The organism is Aliiglaciecola lipolytica, from assembly GCF_018860635.1.
Taxonomy (GTDB): Bacteria; Pseudomonadota; Gammaproteobacteria; order Enterobacterales; family Alteromonadaceae; genus Aliiglaciecola; species Aliiglaciecola lipolytica_A.
Window position 1 is genome coordinate 16573 of the sequence record NZ_JAHKPT010000016.1, and the last position, 25090, is coordinate 41662.

Annotated in this window: 22 protein-coding genes; 18 read left to right on the forward strand and 4 right to left on the reverse strand. The window is 39.3% G+C overall.

Going from position 1 to position 25090, the window contains the following annotated elements; all coding sequences use genetic code 11:
* The first annotated feature begins 4 nt into the window (after window positions 1-4).
* The 4 genes from KO530_RS06640 to gmhB all read left to right on the forward strand — a co-directional run bounded on the left by KO530_RS06640 (window position 5) and on the right by gmhB (window position 3436).
* Window positions 5-1144, forward strand: a complete 1140-nt coding sequence (locus KO530_RS06640) for an enoyl-CoA hydratase/isomerase family protein (RefSeq protein WP_216047635.1) — start codon at window positions 5-7, stop codon at window positions 1142-1144.
* A gap of 112 nt (window positions 1145-1256) precedes the next feature.
* Entirely contained in the window at window positions 1257-2018 is a 762-nt protein-coding gene (locus tag KO530_RS06645) for an SDR family oxidoreductase (protein WP_216047636.1), read from the forward strand.
* Window positions 2019-2085: 67 nt separating this feature from the next.
* Complete coding sequence (locus KO530_RS06650; protein WP_216047637.1) at window positions 2086-2910, forward strand: putative RNA methyltransferase; 825 nt, start codon at window positions 2086-2088, stop codon at window positions 2908-2910.
* Entirely contained in the window at window positions 2900-3436 is a 537-nt protein-coding gene (gene gmhB, locus KO530_RS06655; protein WP_216047638.1) for a D-glycero-beta-D-manno-heptose 1,7-bisphosphate 7-phosphatase, read from the forward strand. The genes KO530_RS06650 and gmhB overlap by 11 nt, the downstream gene beginning before the upstream one ends.
* A 1-nt stretch (window position 3437) precedes the next feature.
* Here the strand turns inward: gmhB and KO530_RS06660 are convergent, their stop codons facing one another.
* On the reverse strand, window positions 3438-4970 hold the full coding sequence (locus KO530_RS06660) for a DUF3413 domain-containing protein (protein WP_216047639.1): 1533 nt from the start codon (window positions 4968-4970) through the stop codon (window positions 3438-3440).
* Window positions 4971-5195 carry a DUF1414 domain-containing protein gene (locus KO530_RS06665; RefSeq protein WP_216047640.1) on the reverse strand — a complete coding sequence of 75 codons (225 nt, stop codon included), beginning with the start codon at window positions 5193-5195 and terminating at the stop codon, window positions 4971-4973. It lies immediately after the preceding gene.
* Window positions 5196-5317: 122 nt separating this feature from the next.
* Between KO530_RS06665 and yejK the strand changes: the two genes are divergently transcribed.
* The 4 genes from yejK to KO530_RS06685 all read left to right on the forward strand — a co-directional run bounded on the left by yejK (window position 5318) and on the right by KO530_RS06685 (window position 8636).
* Window positions 5318-6367: a nucleoid-associated protein YejK gene (yejK, locus tag KO530_RS06670; protein WP_216047641.1), complete on the forward strand. Its 1050-nt coding sequence runs from the start codon at window positions 5318-5320 to the stop codon at window positions 6365-6367.
* 101 nt (window positions 6368-6468) lie between these two features.
* Window positions 6469-7344 (forward strand): 6-pyruvoyl trahydropterin synthase family protein, encoded by an 876-nt coding sequence (locus KO530_RS06675; protein ID WP_216047642.1) that lies wholly within the window; start codon window positions 6469-6471, stop codon window positions 7342-7344.
* Window positions 7337-8149 (forward strand): M23 family metallopeptidase, encoded by an 813-nt coding sequence (locus KO530_RS06680; RefSeq protein ID WP_216047643.1) that lies wholly within the window; start codon window positions 7337-7339, stop codon window positions 8147-8149. The genes KO530_RS06675 and KO530_RS06680 overlap by 8 nt, the downstream gene beginning before the upstream one ends.
* An 85-nt stretch (window positions 8150-8234) precedes the next feature.
* Entirely contained in the window at window positions 8235-8636 is a 402-nt protein-coding gene (locus KO530_RS06685) for a hypothetical protein (RefSeq protein WP_216047644.1), read from the forward strand.
* 184 nt (window positions 8637-8820) lie between these two features.
* On the opposite strand, the gene KO530_RS06690 is transcribed toward KO530_RS06685, so the two are convergent.
* Window positions 8821-10611, reverse strand: coding sequence for a M61 family metallopeptidase (locus KO530_RS06690; RefSeq protein ID WP_216047645.1), 1791 nt, complete (start codon window positions 10609-10611; stop codon window positions 8821-8823).
* 258 nt (window positions 10612-10869) lie between these two features.
* Between KO530_RS06690 and KO530_RS06695 the strand changes: the two genes are divergently transcribed.
* From KO530_RS06695 to KO530_RS06710, 4 genes are all read left to right on the forward strand, one after another.
* Window positions 10870-11550 carry a PilZ domain-containing protein gene (locus KO530_RS06695; protein ID WP_216047646.1) on the forward strand — a complete coding sequence of 227 codons (681 nt, stop codon included), beginning with the start codon at window positions 10870-10872 and terminating at the stop codon, window positions 11548-11550.
* A gap of 119 nt (window positions 11551-11669) precedes the next feature.
* Window positions 11670-12131, forward strand: a complete 462-nt coding sequence (locus KO530_RS06700; protein WP_216047647.1) for a DUF962 domain-containing protein — start codon at window positions 11670-11672, stop codon at window positions 12129-12131.
* 212 nt (window positions 12132-12343) lie between these two features.
* A complete protein-coding gene (locus KO530_RS06705; RefSeq protein ID WP_216047648.1) occupies window positions 12344-13429 on the forward strand; it encodes a sensor histidine kinase in 1086 nt (361 codons plus the stop codon).
* Window positions 13413-14237, forward strand: coding sequence for a LytR/AlgR family response regulator transcription factor (locus KO530_RS06710; protein ID WP_216047649.1), 825 nt, complete (start codon window positions 13413-13415; stop codon window positions 14235-14237). The genes KO530_RS06705 and KO530_RS06710 overlap by 17 nt, the downstream gene beginning before the upstream one ends.
* Window positions 14238-14273: 36 nt before the next feature.
* Here the strand turns inward: KO530_RS06710 and KO530_RS06715 are convergent, their stop codons facing one another.
* Window positions 14274-15431, reverse strand: coding sequence for an ROK family transcriptional regulator (locus KO530_RS06715; protein ID WP_216047650.1), 1158 nt, complete (start codon window positions 15429-15431; stop codon window positions 14274-14276).
* Window positions 15432-15848: 417 nt separating this feature from the next.
* Here KO530_RS06715 and KO530_RS06720 point away from each other — a divergent pair, with 417 nt between their 5' ends.
* The 6 genes from KO530_RS06720 to KO530_RS06745 all read left to right on the forward strand — a co-directional run bounded on the left by KO530_RS06720 (window position 15849) and on the right by KO530_RS06745 (window position 24901).
* Window positions 15849-18290, forward strand: a complete 2442-nt coding sequence (locus KO530_RS06720; protein WP_216047651.1) for a TonB-dependent receptor plug domain-containing protein — start codon at window positions 15849-15851, stop codon at window positions 18288-18290.
* A 111-nt stretch (window positions 18291-18401) separates the two neighbouring features.
* Window positions 18402-19982, forward strand: coding sequence for a sodium:solute symporter (locus tag KO530_RS06725; RefSeq protein WP_216047652.1), 1581 nt, complete (start codon window positions 18402-18404; stop codon window positions 19980-19982).
* A gap of 15 nt (window positions 19983-19997) precedes the next feature.
* Window positions 19998-21248, forward strand: coding sequence for a glycerate kinase type-2 family protein (locus KO530_RS06730; protein WP_216047653.1), 1251 nt, complete (start codon window positions 19998-20000; stop codon window positions 21246-21248).
* 179 nt (window positions 21249-21427) lie between these two features.
* Window positions 21428-22702: an MGH1-like glycoside hydrolase domain-containing protein gene (locus tag KO530_RS06735; protein WP_303501934.1), complete on the forward strand. Its 1275-nt coding sequence runs from the start codon at window positions 21428-21430 to the stop codon at window positions 22700-22702.
* The gene (locus tag KO530_RS06740) at window positions 22699-23712 is read left to right on the forward strand and encodes a carbohydrate kinase family protein (RefSeq protein WP_216047655.1); all 1014 of its coding nucleotides are present in this window, start codon (window positions 22699-22701) and stop codon (window positions 23710-23712) included. The genes KO530_RS06735 and KO530_RS06740 overlap by 4 nt, the downstream gene beginning before the upstream one ends.
* Window positions 23699-24901, forward strand: a complete 1203-nt coding sequence (locus KO530_RS06745) for an AGE family epimerase/isomerase (RefSeq protein ID WP_216047656.1) — start codon at window positions 23699-23701, stop codon at window positions 24899-24901. Before KO530_RS06740 ends, KO530_RS06745 begins: the two co-directional genes overlap by 14 nt.
* The last annotated feature ends 189 nt before the right edge of the window (window positions 24902-25090 follow it).

Genomic DNA, 25090 nt, shown 5'->3' on the forward strand with positions numbered 1-25090 from the left:
GATTATGGAATTACCTGTAGTTTTTGATATTCAGACTTGTAAAAATGGCAAATCTATTGGAATCGCAACGCTCAACAGACCTAAATCGTTAAATGCATTAGATTTGGAAATGGTTAATTTATTGCTATTACAATTACAGTCTTGGCAGCACAATAACGACATTGCCATTGTGGTTCTAGACAGTCGCGGAGATAGCACTTTTTGCGCCGGTGGCGATGTGGTTTCAATGTACAATGCAATGAAAGACTCTAAAACAGAACAAAATAATCCGGCTATGGTTCCTGAATTACTCGAAACATTCTTTAGCCAAGAATACCGTTTGGATTATCTAATCCATACTTATCCGAAACCTATTTTAGCGTGGGGCAACGGCATCATAATGGGGGGCGGACTAGGATTGTTGGCTGGGGCGAGTCATAGAGTCGTAACCGAAGATGCCTTGATTGCCATGCCTGAAGCAGCCATCGGTTTGTACCCTGATGTCGGTGGTAGTTGGTTCTTAAATAAAATGCCAAAAGGTGTGGGGCAGTTTTTAGGTGTCACAGGGGCGAAAATCAATTGTCACGATGCTAAATTTGCAAACTTAGCTGACTTTGTTATTCAACATCAAAATAAACTGCAGGTTTTACGTCAAATCAAAACTACTGATTGGACTGAAAATTTCGCGCAAAATGGTCAACTCTTAACTGCGCTGTGTGCTGAGTTTGCACAAACCTCAGGAGTTTGTAATTTGCACAAACACGCTGATCTATTAGCAGGTTTGGCAGACACTACTACTTTACAAGACTACATAGATGCTTTAACAGCAGTTTCAATTTCTGATGATAAGTGGTTCAAAAAAGCACAAGATGCAATTGCATACAATTCACCAATATCGATGCACTTAGTGTTTCAACAACTTCACAGAGGAGTCGACTTATCTCTAGCTGAATGTTTTCAGATGGAACTAATTATGTCTTGCCGATGCGGTACCTATGGCGAATTTCAAGAAGGGGTTAGAGCGTTATTAATTGATAAAGACCGTAAGCCAAAATGGGCATTTGCAAATATTGCTGAAGTTGATGAAAAAACACTTAATCAGTTTTTCACCTCTATGTGGCCAAATAATGGGAATCCATTAAATGATTTGCAGTTAGCAAGTTAAATATATTGATTGTTGTTAATCTGTGCTTAGTGCTCAAAAATGTTTAACAGTGATGGGTTAATAAATTCTTCGACTGTCATTAATTGTAACGATAAAGATTGAAAGGTGAACTATGGAACTGAAAAATAAAGTAATTGCAATTACAGGTGCAGCCCAAGGACTCGGGTTGGCAATGGCTAAAACCTTCGCCGATGCTGGTGCCCATGTTGCGATGCTAGATATGCAAGATATTGTGGTTAAATCTGCAGCTGAACAAATTTCTGAGTTAGGCGTAACCGCTAGAGGCTACGCTGTTAATGTTACCGATGAATCGGATGTGGAATACGTGTTTTCACAGATTAAGAATGACTTTGGTCAATTGAATGGCTTAATCAATAGCGCAGGTATAATGCGTGACGGTATGTTGTTGAAGATAAAGGATGGAAAAGTCGTTGATAAAATGTCAAAGCAACAGTTTCAATCTGTTATTGATGTGAATGTTACAGGTACTTTTTTGTGTGCTCGAGAGGCAGCCTCTACAATGATTGAAACCAACAGCTCTGGTGTCATCATTAATCTATCTTCAGTGTCTCGCGGTGGCAACATGGGACAAACCAACTATTCTGCCTCTAAATCAGCGGTAGCCACTATGACAGTGACTTGGGCCAAAGAGCTAGCTCGTTATAACATTCGTACCGGTTGTATCGCCCCTGGATTAGTGAACACCGCCATGGCAGCGCAAATGCGGCCGGAAATGATCGAGCGATTCTTATCTACCGTTCCTGCTGGACGCTTAGCGGAAGTGGAAGAATTGGGCCATGCGGCAAAATTTATATTCGAGAATGACTATTTTACCGGGCGTACACTTGAATTGGATGGTGGAACAAGGGTTTAATACCCCCATTCTCTAAACCGCTGGGCTTTAATCTAGTTTGGCTGAAAATTTAAGGTAGTCTTTTTACATGTGGATTTGTCCAGCTTGTCGTCTTCCATTGTCATTGGAAAGTGGTACTTGGCGTTGTGAAGCTAAACATAGTTATGATAGAGCTAAAGAAGGTTACGTAAACCTGCAGTTGGCACAGGAACGCAGCAGCAAAGCGCCCGGCGATAACAAAGATATGATTTTGGCTCGTCGTGAGTTTCTGCAACAAGGATTTTACGATCCACTTATCGCTCGTATAGCTGATTTAATTCAAGCCCAATGCCTCAGTCCTGAGATACATTTATTCGATGCAGGTTGCGGTGAAGGGTATTATTTAGAACAAATACGCAGACAATTAGAAAGTGCCAAGCATCAATGTATTGCAGCAGGGTGTGATATATCCAAAGTGGCGATACAGCGCGCTGCAAAGACTCATAAAGCATGTCAATTTGCAGTTGCTAGTACATTTAAAATTCCTGTTGGGAGTGAAAGCTTGGATGTCGTCATTCAAGTTTTTGCACCTTCTAGCGAACAAGAAGTGGCTAGGATTTTAAAGCCAAATGGATTATGGATTCTAGTTAACCCTGGACCTAAACACTTGCAGCAACTAAAAGAATCCATTTATGACGTATCAAAGCCGCACACACTAAACCAAGTAGACACAAACAATTTCACGGTTCAAAGTAGAGAGTCACTTGGTTTTGATTTGAGTTTTAGTCAACCTGAACAGCGTTTGGCTTTACTTAAAATGACGCCTTATTTTTGGCATACCAGTGAACAAAATAAAGCCCAGTTTTTGCAATCCCAGATTGATTGTCAAACGGAATTTGATATTCAAGTATTGAGGAAAAATAGTGACATCTAAAGCGTTATTTTTAGATAGAGACGGTGTCATTAATGTTGACCATGGTTATGCATCCCGCCCAGATGAAATCGACTTTATTGATGATGTATTTGCGTTGTGCACACGCTTCCAACAGCAGGGGTATTTAATTCTGGTTGTGACCAATCAATCTGGGATAGGACGCGGATATTACAGCGAAGAGGATTTTTTACTATTATCGAAATGGATGCAGTCAGAGTTTGCAACGCGGGGGATCACGATAGATGATTTTTTCTATTGTCCCCATCATCCATTAAAGGCAAAAGGAGATTATTTACAACAATGCCATTGTCGTAAACCAAACCCTGGCATGTTTGAACAAGCTAAGCAAAAATACAATATCGATATGGCAAAGTCGTTCATGATTGGTGATAACAAGACGGACATGTTGGCGGCGGCTAGAGCTGGGGTCACCAAGCGTTTTATTTATACAACTTCAGAAATCGCTGATGATACCAATATTGGATTTGAATGCATTGATAGCTTAAATCGAGTTTCCCCTGCGTAACTCAATAAAAATGCATTAAATGTTTAATTGCCTGACTTAACAGTCCGGTGTTAAGCGTCTCAATACTTTCTTCACCCGTCTCACGGTCAAAAATCTTATAGCTACCGTTAGACAATACTTCTATGCGATTGCTGTTTTGCATCACAATGACTTTACTGCCTTTAGTGCCAACCAACCAATTGCGACGAGGAGCCTGCATTGATTGTCCGATGGAGTAATCATCAGAAAGGGCTTTACAGCCTAAGTTTTCTAACACTGTAGCAGGGAAGTCCAAATGGCTAGATAAGGTTTTGTCGAGTTTGAAATTAGCATATAGCGGCACTTGCTGAATATCGTCTCGATTTGAAGCAAGCTTCGAGATTATCACTTGGTTGCCATTCAACACACCTGATTTTATCAATTGTTGAATATTTGCATTGGATACAAATCCTATGGCTAATTTCGGTTTATCGGAAATACTTGCGGCAACAAAGCTTTCAAAATTTGTGCTTAGCTCAGTCAATTTTGAATTTTCTAAAGATAAATCAGAATATAAAAATACCGGCAATCCTAACTTTTGTGGAAGTTCTACCATTAGTGGGGTTTTATTGGTTAACTCCGACGTATAAATTTCCGGTAAGCCAAACAAACTCGAAAATTGAGAAGAGTGGTGGTTCGAGCTTAAATCATAGTGATCGTTGTAGGCGGTTAATGCCCTGTTTTGCAGATTCAGATCAGCATCGTCAGTTTGGATAAGTAAAACAAATTGTTTGTTGGTATTAATACTGCAATACACTGGATTAGCAGGATAATTAATGCCATGGACACTTCGATCAAACTGCAAGGCTTTACGTTGCTTATAATTTTCTATGTCCAATAACCCATATTTTGACATCAGCGCTTTAGCTGTTGCTGGGTATGATAAAGGAAACAAATTATCTTGTTTTACAATAGGTTGATAGAGATTTGCATCGGCCCAAATATGTAAAGCATGACTGCATACAAAACAGGTTACAAATACACTGCTAATGGGCATACCTAAGCGGAATTTTTGTAATCGTTCAATTCTTTTCCACAGAGCATTGGCTAAAATAAGTTGAAATGACAGCCAAACTACAAATAAAAGGAGTAAAAACCCCCATTGTTGCCAGCCAAACGCATTAATAACCGGTTGAGTCTCACTTTTAATCAGATCCGCAGAGCCGAAATTTAGGTGCAATCCATATTTAGTGTAGAGCAATGCATCAAATGCTAAGAGCGCTAAGCCTATGGCGGCTATCGTTGAAGCCGCGCCACGTATAAGCCGAGACTTAGGGAAAGCATATATCAGAGGTAAAACTAAAATGACAAAAGCGAAAAAAGTTAAAAAGCCAATATGACTGACCCAATTGACTAATAAAAATGTTATTCCCAACAAAGAATCTGGCAAAGGCGATGCAAAAACGTAAATTCCTGCAATCACCAAAGCAACGACAATATTTGAAAGGGTAAACCAATGTCCCCAAGCTACTAGCTTGGTTAACATGATGCGCCGAGGCGTTTCTGAGAGTATCATTTATTTTTGATTTCCATTGATACTTTTCATCAAGATTTGTGTAAACTGAGCGGCCATTTTTTCGCGCTGGTTATCGTTTACTTGATGCAAAAAGATGTTGGTGATCACATTACCCAACGCCATTAAAGATAAGTCTCGATTTGCTTGGTTTTTTTCAAGGGCAAATACGATGTCATTCATTAGCGCTTCAAATTGAGCGTCTGAATATTTGGATTGTTGAGGCATGTTTGAACCTTTAAACCGATTTTTGTGAATAGTAACAAGTATTCGAACAGATAGTAACTAGGTGCCGTTTTTTCAATAGTCGGTTTTCTTATTTTCCATAACTTTTAGAAGGTTAGATTTTCATGAGCGCTGTTATTCAACACTTTGTAGTACATCAATTAGGGATTAATGAACAACAAGAGTTAACCGTTGTTCCCAAAAGCACCTGTTTTGACGTCACTCCAGATATTGAAACACTTGCACAGCAAATTAATCAAGTATTCAATCAAAAACCTGGCAAAGGGGTCGGTAGTTTTATTGATCAAGCTTCTCAGTCAACCGATTCGGCAGAACAAGATACGGTTAAAGCTAACGATGAATTTCGTTCAGAATTGCTGGCGATGATTGCAGAACCTGAAACCTTTATTGATTTTAGTGTTGCCAGTTGTGAAAAACTCAAAAAGAGTATGGTCGAAATGGCAACAGTGGAAACCGGTTTTGTTATCTTCAGCCATTATGAATTTTTAGCCACCGAATACCTAATGATTGCGTTGTTGAATACTAAACAGCACGTTGAAATCACTGAAAGATTAGAATTGACCTACAGTGATCATCTAGATCTAGCCAAAATGCAATTAGCGGTAAGAATCGATTTAACCCAATTAAAAACTCAACCCGAGCAAAACCGTTATATTAGTTTTATTAAGGGGCGAATGGGCAGAAAAGTCTCTGATTTTTTCATGCACTTTATCGGTTGCGAAGAACTTGTTGATATCAAACAGCAAAATAAGCAACTGCTGAAAACGGTAGACGAGTTTATCGCCTCTGAGCAATTAGACAAAGAAGAGCAGCAGCAAACACGGCAAATCGTTTCTGACTACTATAAAGCTAAATTGGAGCAAGGAGATGATATTCAAATTGAAGAATTGTCGCAAAGCCTACCCCAAGAAGATGGTCGCAATTTTGTTGATTTTAACCAACAAGCAGAAACGCCTTTGGAAGCTTCCTTTCAGGCCGATCGCAGTGCGTTAAAAACCCTTGCCAAGTTTAGTGGTCAAGGTGGCGGCATTAGTCTGAGTTTCGATAGAGTTTTGTATGGCGATCGAGTGCAATACGATGCGAATTCTGACACCCTATTGATTAAAGGGGTACCACCTAATTTGAAAGATCAGTTAACACGACATAATAGTTAGCTTTGTTGTGTTCAAACATGCCGATTTAGTTTGAATACGATATACTGACGCAATCATAAAACGATATTTACAACATCAAAATAACAGGACTTTTTTACACTATGCAGCTTTTTGTCAACGACTTAACCGTAATGGATTTTTCCTATCTTTGTGCACAAAGAGGGATGGTTGGTGAAAGTTGGATTGTCGATGTGATTTTAGATGGTGAACTTAATGAAGAAAGCATGGTGCTAGACTTCGGAAAAGTTAAGAAAGAATTGAAGTTTCTTATCGATGAATATGTCGATCACAAATTACTCGTACCAGCCGAACATGCTTTTAGCCAGATCAAACGCGATCCCAATACCGATGAAGTAAAAGTAGATTTTTTACGACCCAATGGTAAGTCGATCCATCTGTTGTGTCCTGCAGAAGCTTATGCTTTTGTTTACGCTTCTGAGGTAGATATAGATTCTGTTGGCCAATATTTAAAAGAAGTGATTGCCACACATCTGCCAAGCAATGTTGATGGTATTGAGTTAATTTTGCGTCCTGAAGTAATAGACACACCGTTTTATCACTACACTCATGGCCTAAAAAAACACGATGGTAACTGTCAGCGTATTGCCCATGGGCACCGCTCAAAGGTTGTGATTTATGAAAATGATAAATTGAATCTAGCGTGGCAGGCATATTGGGCTGAACGTTGGCAAGACATCTACATAGGGAGTGAAGAAGATATTGTTGACGGCCAACAAAGTGTTTTAGCTGGACAAGTAGAGAACACGGAAACACATTTTTTCTTCACCTATGAATCCTCGCAAGGTGAGTTTTCATTAGCTATTCCAAAATCTGAATGCGAAATTGTTAACACCGACTCTACGGTAGAATGTTTAGCCCAATACATGGCATTGGATCTGAAACAACAGAGTCCGCAAAGTCATTTTAAAGTATTCGCATTTGAAGGGGTTGGAAAAGGAGCCATCGCTTATGCTTAAAACGTTGTTTTGTTGTTTCTTGGGTTTGATATTGAGTGTTCATGCCTTTGCTATTGAATTGCAAGGGGAGCTTTCGCAAGGTGCACTGATACGAGGGAAAGCACCCGTAGGCAGTCAAGTTTGGTTGGATGGTAAAAGCTTAGAGGTTTCGGAACAAGGATATTTCGTTTTTGGTTTCGGGCGTGATGCCGCCCTTGAGCATGAACTAAGTTGGCAGGCGCCAGAACAACCTAAACAACAACAAGATATCATTTTAAAAAAGCGTGAATATGATGTTCAACGCATTGAAGGCTTACCTCCTAAAATGGTGACACCTCCGGAAGATGTGTTAGCCAGAATTCGCCTAGATAACCAACAGGTCGCAAAAGCCCGTGCGCTTCGAGACTCGCGCATCGATTTTATGCAATCGTTTATTTGGCCTGCTGAAGGACCAATTAGTGGCGTTTATGGCAGTCAACGGGTGTTAAACGGACAACCCAAAAGACCGCACTTTGGACTCGATGTAGCAGCACCTACGGGCACTCCTGTTTATGCTCCGGCTGCAGGCGTGGTGACACTCTGGGTACCTGATATGTATTATTCGGGTGGTACTATGATTATTGACCATGGTCATGGTGTTTCTTCTACTTTTTTACATTTGCATGCAGGTCATGTGAAAGTGGGGGAGCAGGTTGAACAAGGGCAGTTGGTTGCTGAAATTGGTGCCACTGGCCGAGTTACTGGAGCACATTTGGATTGGCGAATGAATTGGCAAAATCAACGAGTAGACCCAGCGTTACTCGTCCCTGCAAGACCTTCTGAATAAACTAAAATCTTTGCTAAAAACTGTACCATGGCTAACTTGTTTTGGTGATATATTTTGTATTGAGTCATAAACAAAGGTTTCTGCAATGAAATACGATTTAGACATGAGTACGATTATCGGGATCAAACCCATGAAGGCGTCTGAAGTGGTGAAAATACATCAAGTATTGGACGGATTTGAACCAAACGGCGTTGCCTTTGAAGATGTATTAAAGCAAACGAAGATGGATCCCGTGCGGTTAAGAGAGTTATTAGATAAATATCATTTTTACTTCACTGAAGTAGGTGATTCATCTCGCTATATCGTTAATCGATATCACTACGATGAATCAGATCTAGATGAAGTTATCGACAGCATAGAAAGACGGAATGTACGATTCGCAATCGCTAAATTTACGCCATTTTTCTTAATTGGTCTGGTTTTGTGCAGTGCCACTATTGGTTTTATGCTTTCGGCAATTGTGAATAAAAATGGCGGTTATTGGTAATTCAATCTCAATTACGCGCATCTGCTGGGAACATTCGACCTAGCTAGGTTTAAATAAATGCCAATAGTTTAGAGTTGGCAGTTTTAAAGCCACTGGCAAGTGGCATAAAACGGTTTGTTAAGGTAATTCGAAGTTATGCCAATTGGCGTGTTTCTTTTTAAAACATGAGCAAACAACAACTGGCTTACTGAGCGTTTAACCATAAAGCCTGTTTTTGTAGATTTGAAGTCGTTAAGTAAATTGTATCTTTGGCTGCATTTTTAATCGGCATGTCAAACGTTTTAAGTTTGCCGTCACGGAACACAAATAATTTCACTGTTGGTTGCTCGCTATAATTTTCTAACGTGGTAAATACAGAATCTTTATTCACTTGCCATTGTTCAATGGCAATTAGGTTATCTTTGATCTGTAAACCGGCTAAATACGCAGGTGAACCTTCTAAAACTTGTAAAATAGAGATGCCCGTTGCTGCAGCTTCGAAGCTTGCGCCAAAATCAATAGAGAGGGTTTCATCTGCAGGCTTTCCGCCTTTATCATTTGCATCTTTTCTTGCTCTGTAGTGCATATCAACACCGAAGTCTGCCAACAATTGCTCAGTAGGGAGAGGTGTTGTGGTATATAAAGCCGTTTCCAAAAATGCATCTAAATTGATGTTTAAATTTTGCTTTAAAATCGTTTGAATAGAGTCGTTTTGGGTACCAATATTGACGTAACCAAATTGCTGCCAAAGTCGTTTTAACAGGTCGAAAATGGTAAAACGATTGGCTGACTCTTTGCGTATTAACAAATCTAGGCATAGTGCTATTTCTGCACCTTTAGCGTAATAACTCACAATATTATTTGCGGCACTAGCATCTTGTTGATAAAAGCGAGTCCAAGCGTCATAACTCGACTCTGTAACCGTTTGTTTTAGATAACCAGGATTACGTTTGAGTCGGGTTAATGTTTGTCCAATAACTTCAAAGTAGCTAGGCACATCGATTAATTCACAGCGCAACAAGCTGAGATCATCAATGTAGCTGGTAAAACCTTCGTAAATCCATAGTTGTTCAGAATAGGTTTCTTTACTTAAATCTAAATCGATAAATTCCGCAGGCTTGGTTCGTTTAACGTGCCAAGTATGGAATAACTCGTGACTACATAAGCTTAAAAATGTGCGATAACCGTCGGGCATTTTATGTTGTTGTGCTTTGCTTGGAAGCTGATTGCGAGCGAATTGTAAAACAGTCGAATGACTATGCTCTAAACCACCAAACCCAGATTGACAGAGTAAAGTTATGAATACATAACGATTAATTGGCGTGTTTTCGTTAAACAGCGCCAAATGATGCTCACATATTTTTGGCAAGTCGCGACAAATTCTATCGGTATCAACTTGATGAGAGCCGGTCAAAACAAATTCAAATTCAACCTCCTGCACCTTGAAATAGGTAATATCCAGTTCACCTATTATCACTGGATGATCAATCAGAGTTTGATAATTATCGGCACTAAATTTCTTGGTTAATTTGTTTGATTGGGTTTCCAACATTGCTGTTGCAACAGACCAGGTATCCAACTTTGTTGCAGGAAGGTTGATCTCAACGCTGCAAGGGCCAGAGTAGCCCTCCACTTCAAAGAAAACGCTGGTGCCGTTAAAAAAAGCATATTCATCGCATATATAGGCGCTTCTTACTGACAAATCAAAGGCATAGACAATACTCTCGATATGAATCTTGCCACTGCCAGCTTTTACTTTCCAAGTTTGTTTATCTAATTTTTCAATATCTAAACTGTTTTGATTATCGTCGTACGCTTTGAGAGATACTATATTTTTAGCAAAATCTCGGATCATGTAACTTCCAGGGATCCATGCCGGTAACTTTATCTTGATATCAACTTGATCAGCAAAGTTGATGGTTTGAATAATTTTGAATGTGTGCCCAGCAATGGAGTCAACAGTTACGGAATAATGTACTTGTTCAAATGTTTGCAAAGTTGTGCTCTATTATAGTTTTATTGATTTAATCAACCGCCAGATAAATCACTTATTAAGTGACGGGACGAGATATCTTTAGCATAACCGATAGCCTTTGTTGAGTTAAGTTAAAAGCAGTTAAAGCATTGATATTATTCTCAGTTATGACAGTTAAAAGTTGTAGAGTCAGAGTTTAAATGATAAAAAACATACAACTTGTAAGGATTAATGGTTTTGATGACAATCAAAAGGTAACTTTTAGGAGAATTCGAAAAGGTGGCAATATCAAAGGACAAAGTAGGCTTAACGCGGGAGGATTTGCGTAAATTGCGTGCTATGCGACCCGGACTTTCTTTGGATCTTCAAGTTATGGCTGCTTCTGGGGTTAAAAGAATCAAGACTGAATTTGTTGGATTAGACGGCAGCCGCTGTTTAATTATTAAATTTCCTGATGAAGCTCGTTGGGGCAATTTACGGGATGTCATATATCCTGATAGTGTTTTAGTCGTGCGTTACATTCACGAAGAAGATGCCGGCGAAGTAGTCGCATTTAAAGTCAAGATTAATGTCATACTGAATAAACCAGGTAACTATATATTTACTTCGTTTCCGCTTTCACTTCAGTGTCATGCACTGAGAAGTGAGCAACGAGCCCAAGCCCACGTATTTGTGACTGTGGTAGAAACTGAATCTGATGTGATGTTATTTGATGGTTTAATAGTGGATTTGTCTTCAAGTGGCTGTCGCGTCTCAGTAGACCGTCAACTGGTGAAACAAAAATTGGCGCTAAAAACACACATCACCTTAGCGATTAAAAATCCAGACGGAAAAATATCCGAATTAACTGGTATAGTTATGAATCAAAAAGTCGATGAAACCCGTTTTTACTTAGGTGTTAAATTCGAGGCTTCAGAAAAAATTGTCGAAGGTTTGTTGCATCAACTGATGATAGCTTGACCTTTTACTGGGTGACATTATGGGCGTTGTCGTGGGGATAACTCCTAATTGAGTGGCATCACTATTAATAATAATAAAATTAAGATGTGCAGAGCTTTTGCTCCATTTACGAGGTATCTATGCGAAGAGTCGAAACGTTATTAAATGAATATGGCGAAAGTCATCAAAATAAAACAAATGTTTTAATCCACGGAATTGCCGTTCCGGCAATTTATTTTGTGACATTTGCATTAATTTGGTCTATTCCCACCCCTGAATTTTTAGATCATTTCGATATCACATGGGCCCATGTGATTTCTATTCCTGTGCTTTGGTATTACTTTAAATTGTCTGGCCCAATTGGGGCTGCAATGACGTTATTCACTATTTTATGTTTTGGCGGAATCCGGCTGTTAGCTTATTTGGATATTTCCGTATGGCAATTTAGCTTAGCGCTTTTTGTGGTGATGTGGATTTTGCAATTTGTAGGTCATAAAATTGAAGGAAAAAAACCATCCTTTCTTAAAGATATTCAGTTTTTATTAGTCGGTCCTGCTTGGTGGTGGGTACACTGGTTAAAACGTTTTAATATTCAATATTAAAACGCCGATTTGAGACATTTAAAAAGCCAGTTGATTGAGGCGTTCAATCACAGGTATTTAGTCTTTAACTGAATATCGCAAGTTGAAAAACTGCGGAAGTTCGACGGATTACTTACTTTGCGACAAACACAACTATGGTTGGGATTAACAACGAGTTTTTGATTATCTGCAAGGGTATAATAAACGCTTAATCTGTTCACTTGAGATTTACTTTGATCAATTGGCAAAAACTGTTCGAAAATCGTGAGAGGCTATTCTGGACCCTGCATACCGGAGGGTGGGCTGGTTTCGCGATTGTTTATTATATTGGTTCATTCTTACATGATGTACGCGGAATATGGATTTTTGTCATTGCACTAAATGCAATGGCAGGGTGGTTGTTAACCATACCTTTGCGCTACATATACCGTTGGGCTCATCAACAAACTGCATGGAAAATGCTACTTACTGTAGCCGTCAGTGCTTATTTTATTGCCTTATTCTGGGCCGTTCTGAAAAATATTAATTATTGGGAAATTTATAAACACGGTTATCGACCTGAAGCTTGGTTTATGTATTTCACTAACACCATTAATTCATTGATCATGGTGGTATGTTGGAGTGGATTGTATTTCGGGATTAAGAACTTCCAAATGCTGCAAAAAGAAAAGCAAAATGCACTCAAAGCGTCAACAATGGCCCACCAAGCACATTTGAAAATGCTCAGGTATCAATTGAATCCGCATTTTTTGTTTAACACTTTAAATGCGATCAGCACGTTAATTTTAATTAAAGACAATAAAACTGCTGAGGCAATGGTCAGCCGGTTAAGTGACTTTTTGCGTTATTCGCTAGATAAAGATCCGATTAAAAAGATTTCACTTAAGCATGAAATACAAGCCTTAGAGCTATATTTAGAGATAGAAAAAGTACGTTTTGATGATCGCTTAGACGTTGAATGGGATATCGCTGAAGATTGTAACCAAGCCTTGGTTCCCAGTTTAATTTTGCAACCAATCATCGAGAATGCGATTAAATATGCTATTTCTAAAATGGAAAAGGGCGGTAAAATAAAAGTTGTCGCTAAATCGTTTGGCCGCGATTTGATGCTCGAAGTAAGTGACAATGGCCCAGGTGCTAATATTGAAAATGGTCAATTAAATCGTAGCAATGGTGTTGGATTACCGAATATCCAAGAACGACTCAACTCATTGTATTCAAATAACTTTTCTTATGTCGTATCTCACAATCAGCCTACGGGTATAAAAGTGAGCATTCGAATTCCTTTTGAGGTGAATGAACATGACAACCAAAATTAAAGCGTTGATTGTAGATGACGAGCCATTAGCAAGAAAAGGCTTGGCAGTTAGGTTGCAAGAATTTGATAATATTGAAGTATTAGGGGAGTGCCAAAACGGCCTCGAAGCTGTTTCAGTGATACCTCAACTTCGTCCCGATTTGGTATTTTTGGATATCCAAATGCCAGGCTTAAACGGTTTTCAAGTGATCAATAAACTCAGAGAATTGCAGCAACCGGTTCCTATTATTGTGTTTGTTACCGCCTATGATAGTTACGCCATAAAAGCCTTTGATATTCATGCTTTAGATTATGTTTTAAAGCCTATCGATGAAAAACGCTTGCGGGTAGCAATCGAAAAAGTATCTGCGGTATTTGGACAAAATAGTGAAGGTGAACAAAAAGTTAAATTAGCTAAACTCGTCGCTGAATTTACCGGAGACGATTGTGAAGATATTTTACAACGTCTGGCATCAGGCGAAACTATTGATAACAAGCGTTATCCTTCTATTTTAGCCATAAAAGACGGTTCCGAAGTGACGCGAGTTGCCGTTGACGATATTCAATGGATTGATGCAGCAGGGGACTATATGTGTGTCCATGCTTCTGATGGTACTCACATAATGCGCCGCACTATGAAGGAACTAGAGGAAGAATTGGATCCCAGAAAGTTTGTCAGGGCCCATCGTTCAGCAATCGTCAATATTCAATATGTCACTAAAATGGTCAGTCATGTTAGTGGTGAGTATCATCTCGTACTGAGTAATGACACTGAATTAAAAGTGAGTCGCAGTCATAGAGATAAAGTGAAGGAAATGATCAGGGTTTAATAACGACACTTTTTGCTTAATCTGCAGTTCTTTTGGCTATAAACACAATTCTCGCAATGGCAGGCTCGCTGCACCGACGGCGACAGGACACTCTTGTACTCCAGCAGTAACTATTTTGGGAAGCGGTCTTTTTGCACCTCGTCGAAATTGAGCATAGACATCTATCCTTGGGATTAACTTTTCGGCCAAAGAAACGGGAATGTGACCTCCTAATACTATTGCTTGAGTATCTAATAACGCCGAACAGGCAGTTGCAACCAAGTCTAACGAATCTTGAACTTTATAGATCCATTCTTCTACACCAGGCCAATTGACATCAAAGTTATTATGCAAATTATAAATAGAGTGGACTTCTACGTTGTTTTTTATCAGTATCCGTTTTAACAACGCAAGATTGGGATGAGAATATATTTTAGAAGGAAGCATGTCACCTAGCTCACCAGCGTTACCATATGTCCCGCGTAAGACTTCGTTATTCGACACCAGTCCACCACCAAAGCCATAAGAAATGAAAAAATATACGAAGTTTTTATAATTTCGTCCAACTCCGGCGATTCCTTCACCAGCTGCAGCCCCTGTGGCATCATTAACTACCCAGGTAGGTAACTTAAATCGCAAGGAAACGATTTGTGCTATATCGACTTGAGCCCATTCTTCAATCAAATGGTGCGTGTTCATTTTACCGTCCATAGCACTGAAAAAACCAGATATTCCTACCCCCATTCCCAGTACCTTCGACTCGTCGATATGATTAACTTTAATCAGATCATTCACAATTAGCTCAGACTGGGATAATACGTTTTCAATACTCATGTCTTTTAGCTCTTGAAGACGTGTATCAACCACATTTCCTGCAAAGTCCATTAACGCGATGCCCACAGCGTCTAATAAAATTGATAAGCCAAAGCAATAAGCAAAAGTTGGGTTAGGTTCCAACTCAAAACTAGGGTTACCCCTTGATGATGAAGATATTCGGTCGGTTTGTAAAAGTACGCCTTTTTCCAATAAGTTTTTAACTAATCGTGAAACAGACTGTTGCGGTATCTTGGTGGCATCGACTATCGTTCTTTGGTTTACATTTTTAGACCAAAATACCAATTTAAGCACATCTCTTTCATTGTCCTGAAATAACTTCCCACCTTTACCTAGTTTAAAACTATTTCTTAGATAAACCCCGTTTTTAGAAGAAAGCATGTGCGACCTTATTTTTGATTTTAGTACTTATCATAATACAAGAAATTCGGAAAAGTTAGGCTCCGAAAGAAGTCTCGACTCTACTAAAGTTTGTAATTTATTGGCAAGGGCTAAGATTAAATATCTTGCAGATATTAACTAACTTATTTTTTTATACCGCTAGTTTACGCTAATTACTGAATTATTATCCTTAAAATTCAATGGTTTTAGTTTCTCCACTAACAACCCATATTAATTTTTACATATTGTTATGAGTTAAAAAAACACATAAAAATAAATAAATTATATTTTTACAACCCAAAAAGGGTTGTTGTTGTGTTTTTTTTATGTTCAAATATTAACAAGTACGCTACATAACATTAATAATTTGATTGAACTACGCACTTTGTAGTCTGCAACTACACTGGAGAAATACTAATGAAAATGACACCCATAGCTTGCGTTTTATCCATGGCTTTTACTGCGACAATATCAGCTCAGGAAAATGCTAACGATACTAATGCTGATGTTGAAAAAATAATCGTAACTGGCTCTAGCGTTGCTCGAACAGAAGCCGATACACCAGCGAAAACCACGTTGATAAACAAAGAAAATATAGCCAATACAGGGTTTTCTAGCCAAGCTGATATTTTAATGAGTGTACCCGGTATTAAAGTTGAAGGTGGTGGCGGAGAAGTGGCTACAAATGCATTTGTAAGAGGGTTGCCATCTGGTGGTCAATTTCAGTTCACACCGCTAAATTATGATGGAATGCCAGCTTTTCAATCCGGTATGACTTCTTCTGCACAGGATGTCTATTATCGCCCTGATATCGGCATCGAACGTGTAGAGTACGTAGGCGGTGGAGTTTCCAATTTATTCGGACCAGGTTCAGTGGCAGGTATTATAAATTACATTTCTCGCAAAGGTAGCGATGACCCAGAGAGCACCATTCAACTGGAAATAGCTGAAGATGGCAGAATCAGAACAGATTTTTTTAATAGCGGAGCACTGTCTAGCGACGATAATATATATTACGCATTGTCTGGTTTCTATCGTTACGATGAAGGTCCTTTAGATACCGGATTACCTACAAAAGGCTATCAAATCAGAGGGAATATTCGAAAAGAATTTGATGATGGTTTTATTACATTTCACGGTCAAATGATAAATGACAAAGTTCAGTTTTTCTTACCGCTACCTCTTGATGGAGCGAGCCGCGATAGGCTTATTGGCAATGATGGTTCTACCGTCTTTGTAGGGCAAACTGTAGCCGCCGCTGAACTAAGCTACCCAACCGCCAATGGTCAATATGAATCACCGATTCGCGATGGTGTATCTACAGAAGGTGGCTCGTTTGGTGTTGATTTTGAAAAAGAACTTACTGATAGCTGGCGTATCGCAGGTAAAGCGAAAGCCGCTAGCTATGATCATCAGTTTAACCTGTTCCTAGACGGAGATGGTATTGCTAATTCGCCAGAGCCTCTTGATGGATATATAAATAATTCTGCCAGAACAATTAATGGTGATGTATTAAGTGCGCTAGGAACAGCTAATTTTACTTGGTCAGAAACTGGATCAGCAGTGCCAGAGGATTATTTGTTATTTGGTAACCGTTTACTTGATCGACAGCGTGATGGTGATTTTTTTAGTACTGAATTCAACTTAACAGGTGAGCTAGAGGGTGGTGGTTTTGACCATACCGTCAACATAGGTACCTTTTTCATTCATGCTCAACAGATGGATTACAACATCATATCAAGTTACCTAGCTGATTTCAGTAATGGCAAAAATGCGCGATTAGTAGACCTTTCCTTTACTAACGCAAGTGGTGAAACGGTAATGTATTCCAGAAACGGTGTCATTGGACCGGGCACTAGTTACACTAACAAAGATTTGACCAGTAAACGCACGGCCTTTTATATCACCGATCAAATGGAAAACGAAAGTTGGGCGTTTGATGTAGGTATGAGAATAGAACGCGCAGTGGGGACATCCAAATCAGAAGGTAGTGAAGTAGTAGTGGTTTCAGATGATCCAAGCTTAGCACCTAATTTGCAAGTGAATACTACCGGTAACGGCAAGTTCACCTATGGTGAGGTCTCTACCACTGAAGCTGCATTTTCTGCCGCATTACTTTATAAAATGGAAGACAGTGATTTAAACCTATATGCAAACGCCTCTAAAGGTTATTTCTTCCCACAAATCAGAAGTATTACCTTTGATCCTAACGGAGAGCCACAAAGCTACGAAGGTGAAGATATTACACTGGGTGCAATCGGCTTTAAATATTTCCCTAAAGATTTATACATTGACGCTTCATTGTTCATTGCAAATTTGGACAACAGACGATCAGTTGATTTTGAAAATGACGGCTCGGGAGGACTTATAGAACTCGTAAAAACACAATCAACTGAAACCATAGGGGCTGAAGTCATTGGTCGTTATAACTTATCTGATGAAATCGTTGTTGAAGGTAATGTTACTTATCAAGATGCTGAATTTACTGAAGGTAATGACACAGGAAAAGTGCCTAGAAGACAACCTGAGTTCACCGGTAATTTAGCCGTTTCTTATAACAACGGATTTGTCGATTCAAGATTAGCACTTAGTTACTTTGGTGACGCATACGCTAATGACGATAATTCAGTCGAGTTGGATAGCCATACAATTGCTACATTTAACGCTGGATATACTTGGGAACTTAACAATGACCAACGGATCCGTGTGGGCGTGAATGTGTGGAACTTGTTTGATAACGAAGGAATTACAGAAGGCTCACCAAGACAAGGTAACAGTCAGGTTTCTGGTGGCGAATTTTTCGTTGGTAGACCTGTGTTGCCAAGACGCATCAGCTTAACAGCCAGATATGATTTCTAACTAAATTACGAATGCGTTCAGAGCGCTCGATAATTCGAGTGCTCTATTTAGCAGGTTTAAGATCATTCTGAGTCGAACCTACCTTTAAATTACAAGTTAAGTTGTGCAAATATGAATACTTTTGATTACGCCATTGTTGTTATATACCTTGTATTGCTTGTTGCTATGGGATTTAGCTTTCGCCAACAGAATACTAAAGACGATTATTTTTTAGGTGGTCGAACCTTGGGGTGGAAAGCACTGACCTTGTCGGTGATGGCTACTCAACTTTCTGCTATCAGTTTTGTATCAGCCCCTGCATTTGTTGGTCTACGAGAGGGTGGAGGGTTGCAGTGGTTATCATATGAGTTGGGTGTTCCGCTAGCAATGCTGCTCATTTTAAGTACTATTTTACCGGCTCTATACCGTTCAGGGTTTGTCAGTATTTACGATTATCTAGAGCAACGTTTTGGTCGCTCAACCCGAATTTTAATTAGTTTCGTGTTTCAGTTTAGTCGCGCGTTTGCTACCGGAATAATGATTTTTGCTGCATCACTTATTCTGCAAGGTACCATGGGAATCGAAGCTTGGCAGGCGATTGCATTAACCGGTGTGATAACGGTTTTGTACTCGTTGCAAGGTGGAATGAAAGCTGTGGTTTACGGTGACGCCATACAAATGATTATTATTGTTTTGGGCACTATTGCTTGTATAGTATTTGGCCTGCATTACCTTGGAGGGGTGGATGAATTCGTTAATAAAGTTGATCCTGCACGGTTAAACGCGATAAAGCCTGATTCCTTTGGATTTGATGGTGAAGGTTTTGGATTGTTACCAATGATATTTGGTGGATTCGTACTCTACGCATCTTACTACGGCTGTGATCAGACCCAAGCTCAACGGGCATTGGCCGCTTCAAGTACACGAGACTTAAGATATATGATGCTGGCGAATGCGACTGTGCGTTTTCCGATTACACTACTTTATTGTTTTTCCGGTCTAATTGTCGGTACTTTGGCGATGACTGATACCGGTTTCATGGCACAAATTTCCGCTGAAAATCCAGATTGGATGATGCCTCTTTTCATTCTAAATTACCTGCCTCATGGCATGATTGGTATATTGGTTGTGGCTATATTAGCTGCAGCTATGTCGTCATTAAGCTCTGCAATAAATTCTTTAGCAGCGGTGAGTATTGAAGATTATTGCCGTATTACAGGTAAAAAACTTGAGCCCAAAGAATATTTAAAGAAAGCAAAATATGTTGGTCTGATTTGGGGAGCCGTCACCTTGGCTTTATCTTTCTACGCAGGCGACATAGCGCCAACCGTAATTGAAGCAATAAATAAGGTCGGTTCAGTGTTTTACGGTCCTATTTTAGCTGTATTCCTGTTAGCTGTTGTGGACAAAAGTTTAGGTGCACGTGAAATTAACATTGGTCTTATTGCAGGTGTATTAATCAATATTATTGTTTGGTTAACAATGGACAATGTATTTTGGTTCTGGTGGAACTTTATCGGCTTCATTGTCGCGTCTTTAATGGCATATATTGTAAAAATGTTGATTGGTGGCAGTTATAAATCCCCCGTGCCAAGTATAGAAAAAAGCTTAGAGAAAGTATCTATTTTGACTAAGTCCGACATCATTATATTGTTAAGTTCGTTCATTATCATGTTGGCTATTTGTGCCTACATTCCAACATTATTCGCATAGGAGAATAAAATCAAAATGAATAACTCGCGCGCTTTTTTATTCTCATTATTTGAAACAGCCGTTCATGCTTGCCTTCCAAGTGTTTGCTTAGATAAGCATCTTGATCACATAGATACCAGTCGTGGAGTATGCGTAATCGGCGCTGGCAAAGCTTCAGCTGACATGGCCGCAGCTGTTTTTAAAAAATATGGCGATGCTTGCTATGGAAAAGTAGTTACTCGCTATGGTTATGGTACTGAATTGGCAACAGGTAATATTGAGATTTTATATGCTTCACATCCTGTTCCAGATAAAAATAGTTTGTTAGCAGGTAAAGCATTACTTGAATTGGTTGCACAGACTCCGCCGGATATTCCTATTATATTTTTGATTTCTGGAGGCGGTTCGGCATTAATGTCTATTCCTGTGGAAGGGGTAAGTTTTGCAGACAAAATGGAATTACATCGGTTCTTATTAAGAAGTGGCGCTTCAATCGATGAGATGAATGTCGTTCGCAAACAACTGTCAGCTGTTAAAGGGGGCAAACTTGCAGAAGCTGCAAAAAGCATTAGCCATACTTATGTAATTTCCGATGTGGTTGGAGATGATCCTAGCCTAATTGCTTCTGGGCCAACAGTGAAAGACAACAGCACAGCAGAGCTAGCATTAACAATACTGGAAAAATACAATTGGCAGCCGATTGATTCAATTTATCAATTTTTAACTAAGGCTATCAAGTCAAAATGCATTACACCTCCTTCGAATACAAGCCATTATACTGTTGTAGCAAATGCGCACCAAGCCATCGATGCTGCAGTTGCTAAAGCAAAAAATGCTGGCTGGGAGACACACGTACTCAATTATGAACAGCAAGGTGAAGCATCCAGGATTGCTAAAGAACATGCTGCTATAGCGTTGAAATTTAGAGATGATGGAAAAAAAGTTTTGCTTTTTTCAGGTGGAGAATTAACCGTTACCATTGACAGTGCTACCGGTGATGGCGGACCAAATCAGGAATATTTACTCGCGATGGCTATTGCTTTGGACGGTGCATCAGGAATATCGGTATTGTCCTGTGATTCTGACGGTGTCGATGGTAGCAAAGACATTGCGGGTGGTTTCATTGATGAATCCACATTGACTACCGCTAAATCAAAAGGGCTATCCCCTCAATCCTATCTAGCAAACCATGACAGTTTTCATTTTTTACAAGCGGTTGGTGGGTTGATAATCACTGGGCCGACTCGGACTAACGTCAATGATTTTAGAGTCATCATGATCAATTAAGGGCCGATATAAATCGTCCTGTATTCGAATTTAATAGATTCAAAATCAAATAGGTAGACACAGATTTTTAAAGTTAAAAAATTTTGCAATATTAAACCCAAAATGGGTTGTTAAGATTGGTCTAATAGCGGATAATTAAATTATATTAACTCAATATGGTTTGGGTGGGAGAGTATAAAGTGACAGAAGATAAACAATTATTTAATGCCGGTGCAGATATCTTAAAAAAGAACGACTTCGGTGGATACACAGTTCCTACCCAAGGACTTTATCCTTTCCAATGGAACTGGGATTCAGCGATTACGGCCTTAGGTTGGTTAAAATTTGATGAACCAAGAGCTTGGCAAGAACTGGAAGTGTTAATCAGTGGGCAATGGGATGATGGAATGATCCCGCACATATTATTTCATCGAGATTCAGATACTTATTTTCCTGGTCCTGATGTTTGGGGATCGGATAAAAAAGTTAAAAGCACTTCAATTTCACAACCGCCTGTACTGGCTACGATTGTGAAGATTCTGTGTGATGAAGTGAAAGATAATGATCTTAAAAATGAAAAATTAAAGGAAATGTTGCCAAGTTTAATACGATATCACTTGTGGTGGTATCGAGACAGAGATCCTGAATCTACCGGATTGGTAGCAAGTTATCATCCGTGGGAATCAGGTATGGACAATAGTCCAGCGTGGGATAAAACGCTTGATGCGGTTCCACAAGTAACTTGGGAGTATCAACGTCGAGATCTTAATCATATTGACGCAGCTGAAAGACCGCACAAAGAACAATATGACAGATACCTTTATCTAGTTGAGTTTTTCAAAAATAATCAATTCGATAGCGCTAAAATTTATCGTGATTGCCCGTACAAAGTAAATGATGTCAGTCTAATCTCGATACTTCATCGAGCTACATTGGATTTACTTGAAATCTGTCAACAATTGCATGTGGTTGATGATGAAGTTCAAGAGTTAAAAGCTAGAGCAGCGTTGACGGAAAGTGCAATAAGCCAACTATGGTGTGAAGAAACAAAGTTCTTTTATAGTCGAGATCTTATGACTGATTCGCTTTGTAAAATTAAAACCAACGCTGGTTTTCTGCCTTTATTTGGACAACTGGCAAGTATTGAACAGGCCAAATATTTAGCTGAAGAAGCACAGGCGTGGATGGCCGCTAGTCCTTACGCTATAGCCTCAACAGATCCAAGAGAATCAAAATATGAACCTCAACGTTACTGGCGCGGCCCCGTTTGGCTGCACATTAATTGGATGATAGCGTTAGGACTCGAATTTTACCAGTTTGAGCAAACATCGAGTCAAGTGAAACAAAAAACCAATGAACTGTTTAGAAAGTTTAAGTTTTATGAATATTTTAATGCTGATACTGGGGTAGGTTGCGGTGGAAATGACTTTTCCTGGACTGCTGCGATAGCAATGTATTGGTTGTTAGACTTATGAAGCCTGTCAGCCAAGCAGGGAAAGTCATTTGTTTCGGCGAAGCGCTTATAGATATGCTCTCCAATAAAGTGGCAAATTCGATTGAAACAGAAAATGAAACCTTTACTAAATTTGCAGGTGGTGCACCAGCGAATGTTTCAGTTGCTTTGGCTAAATTAGGCGGCAATAGTTATTTCTGTGGAATGCTTGGCAAGGACCCTTTTGGAACCTTCTTGTTTGATTCTCTAAAAACTCAACATGTAAAAACTGATTATGTTTTGTTTACTGAAAAAGCAAAAACTGCAATAGCATTTGTATCCTTGGATGAGCAGGGAGAAAGGACTTTTTCATTTTATCGACCACCTTCAGCTGACTTGTGTTTTGCCTGTCGCGATTTTGATAAACAATGGTTTACGGAAACAAGGATTTTTCATTTTTGTTCTAATAGCTTAACTGAATCAGACATTTTAGACACAACAAAGTATGGCGTTTCTTTAGCTCGGCAACACGGTGCTCTGATTAGTTTCGATGTTAATTTACGTGAGAACTTATGGCCCGTAAATGCCGATCCTTTTGGGGTTATTTGGTCCATGATAAGGGATATTGATGTTCTTAAAATTTCCCTCGAAGAATTAACTTTTTTGTGTGGGAAAAACCAGCAAAAACAGACTATTGAAAAACTTCTACAACGACGCTGCAAGCTTATTGTCATTACCGATGGTGGCAATAATTTACAATGGATATCTCAAACATCTCACGGCGAGATCGCGCCGCCAGTCGTAGAGACCATTGATGCAACGGCTGCAGGAGACGCCTTTATCGGAGGGCTATTATTTAAGCTGCAATATCACATCGATAATGTAGCAAGTTTTGAGGATTTACTGAACAACCCCATTGAATTAAATAGCGTGCTTCGATTTGCTTCAGCATGCGGAGCTCATGCTGCTTCGAAATATGGAGCTTTTCCTTCTTTACCCTCTATATCTACTCTTGAATTGCTAACAAAAGAGATAAATTATGAACTTTCCTGATTTCAGCCAAGCCAGTTTTTTACGTCAACATATTCGCAGTATCTTGGATTTCTATGAACCAAATGTGGAGGATCCTCATGGTGGCTTCTATCAGAACTTTCTAGATGACGGAAAGGTATATGATCACCAGACTCGTCACCTGGTAAGTTCAGCACGATTTGTTTTCAATTACGCTAGGGCTTTTTTAGAGTTTAATGACCCTAAATACCTGAAAAGGGTTAATTCAGGTATCGAATTTATTCGCAATGCGCACTTTAATCCTCAATTTAAAAGTTATGGTTGGTTGCTAAACGTAGAACAAGGGAAAGTCGAAACAAAGGATGACAATAACCACTGTTATGGTTTTGCATTTGTAATGCTAGCCTACAGTTGGGCAATTAAAGTGGGTCATTCAAAAGCCGAGGAGTATCTTGAAGAAACATGGTCGACTATGGAGCGGGTATTTTGGGATGCCGATAATTTATTATATAAAGATGAATTTGATGGCACATTGAGTAAAGATTCCGGTTATCGAGGACAAAATGCCAATATGCATACCTGTGAAGCACTAATCGCTGCTTATCACGCAACCAGTAAACAAAAGTTTTTAGATAGAGCGATGATACTGGCTGACAGTATTGTTAATAGACAGGCTGCACTAACCAATGGATTTATTTGGGAGCATTTTCATCGGGATTGGACTGTGGATTTGGAATATAACCAAGATGATCCCAAAAATCTTTTTCGTCCATGGGGGTTTCAACCCGGCCATCAAACAGAATGGGCCAAATTATTGTTGATGCTTTATCAACTCACTAACAAACCTTGGTTGTTAGAACGCGCCCAACAATTATTTACAAGAACCTTAGCAATTTCATGGGATGAAAAAAATAAGGGTATCGCTTATGGGTTTGATTTGCAGAATAAGATCTGTGATGGCGAAAAGTACTTTTGGGTGCAAGCTGAATCATTCGCTGCCGCTGCTTATTTATATGCACACACTAAAAAGCAAGAATATCTGCACTGGTACCAAAAGATTTGGCAGTATTCATGGGAACACATGGTTGATCATAAATATGGAGCTTGGTTTAGGATCTTGAGCAATGACAACCAAAAGCTTGAAAATACCAAAAGTCCGATAGGTAAGACTGATTATCACACTATGGGAGCTTGTTATGATGTTCTTTCACTTAGACTTTCAGATAGCTGAATAGAAGTGTGACGACCAACAGTGTTTGTTTAAGATGGATGTTGAATTAACGGGAAAGTTAATGCCGTAACCAACTATTGGCTAATAATTTTTAATAGTTTGGATTTCTTTAATGCAATAGATAGTTATCCCGGGCATGTTTTTTTACCTATTTACTGCTATTCATCGCACTGACAAGTAGCTCATTTT

What these genes read in the sequence shown, in the direction of transcription:
- yejK (WP_216047641.1), top strand. Translation starts at nt 5,318, where the DNA reads ATGAGCGCTGTTATTCAACACTTTGTAGTACATCAATTAGGGATTAAT.
- KO530_RS06685 (WP_216047644.1), top strand. Translation starts at nt 8,235, where the DNA reads ATGAAATACGATTTAGACATGAGTACGATTATCGGGATCAAACCCATG.
- KO530_RS06710 (WP_216047649.1), top strand. Translation starts at nt 13,413, where the DNA reads ATGACAACCAAAATTAAAGCGTTGATTGTAGATGACGAGCCATTAGCA.
- KO530_RS06725 (WP_216047652.1), top strand. Translation starts at nt 18,402, where the DNA reads ATGAATACTTTTGATTACGCCATTGTTGTTATATACCTTGTATTGCTT.
- KO530_RS06740 (WP_216047655.1), top strand. Translation starts at nt 22,699, where the DNA reads ATGAAGCCTGTCAGCCAAGCAGGGAAAGTCATTTGTTTCGGCGAAGCG.
- KO530_RS06675 (WP_216047642.1), top strand. Translation starts at nt 6,469, where the DNA reads ATGCAGCTTTTTGTCAACGACTTAACCGTAATGGATTTTTCCTATCTT.
- KO530_RS06730 (WP_216047653.1), top strand. Translation starts at nt 19,998, where the DNA reads ATGAATAACTCGCGCGCTTTTTTATTCTCATTATTTGAAACAGCCGTT.
- KO530_RS06650 (WP_216047637.1), top strand. Translation starts at nt 2,086, where the DNA reads ATGTGGATTTGTCCAGCTTGTCGTCTTCCATTGTCATTGGAAAGTGGT.
- KO530_RS06715 (WP_216047650.1), bottom strand. Translation starts at nt 15,431, where the DNA reads ATGCTTTCTTCTAAAAACGGGGTTTATCTAAGAAATAGTTTTAAACTA.
- KO530_RS06720 (WP_216047651.1), top strand. Translation starts at nt 15,849, where the DNA reads ATGAAAATGACACCCATAGCTTGCGTTTTATCCATGGCTTTTACTGCG.
- KO530_RS06680 (WP_216047643.1), top strand. Translation starts at nt 7,337, where the DNA reads ATGCTTAAAACGTTGTTTTGTTGTTTCTTGGGTTTGATATTGAGTGTT.
- KO530_RS06660 (WP_216047639.1), bottom strand. Translation starts at nt 4,970, where the DNA reads ATGATACTCTCAGAAACGCCTCGGCGCATCATGTTAACCAAGCTAGTA.
- KO530_RS06640 (WP_216047635.1), top strand. Translation starts at nt 5, where the DNA reads ATGGAATTACCTGTAGTTTTTGATATTCAGACTTGTAAAAATGGCAAA.
- KO530_RS06665 (WP_216047640.1), bottom strand. Translation starts at nt 5,195, where the DNA reads ATGCCTCAACAATCCAAATATTCAGACGCTCAATTTGAAGCGCTAATG.
- KO530_RS06700 (WP_216047647.1), top strand. Translation starts at nt 11,670, where the DNA reads ATGCGAAGAGTCGAAACGTTATTAAATGAATATGGCGAAAGTCATCAA.
- KO530_RS06745 (WP_216047656.1), top strand. Translation starts at nt 23,699, where the DNA reads ATGAACTTTCCTGATTTCAGCCAAGCCAGTTTTTTACGTCAACATATT.
- KO530_RS06645 (WP_216047636.1), top strand. Translation starts at nt 1,257, where the DNA reads ATGGAACTGAAAAATAAAGTAATTGCAATTACAGGTGCAGCCCAAGGA.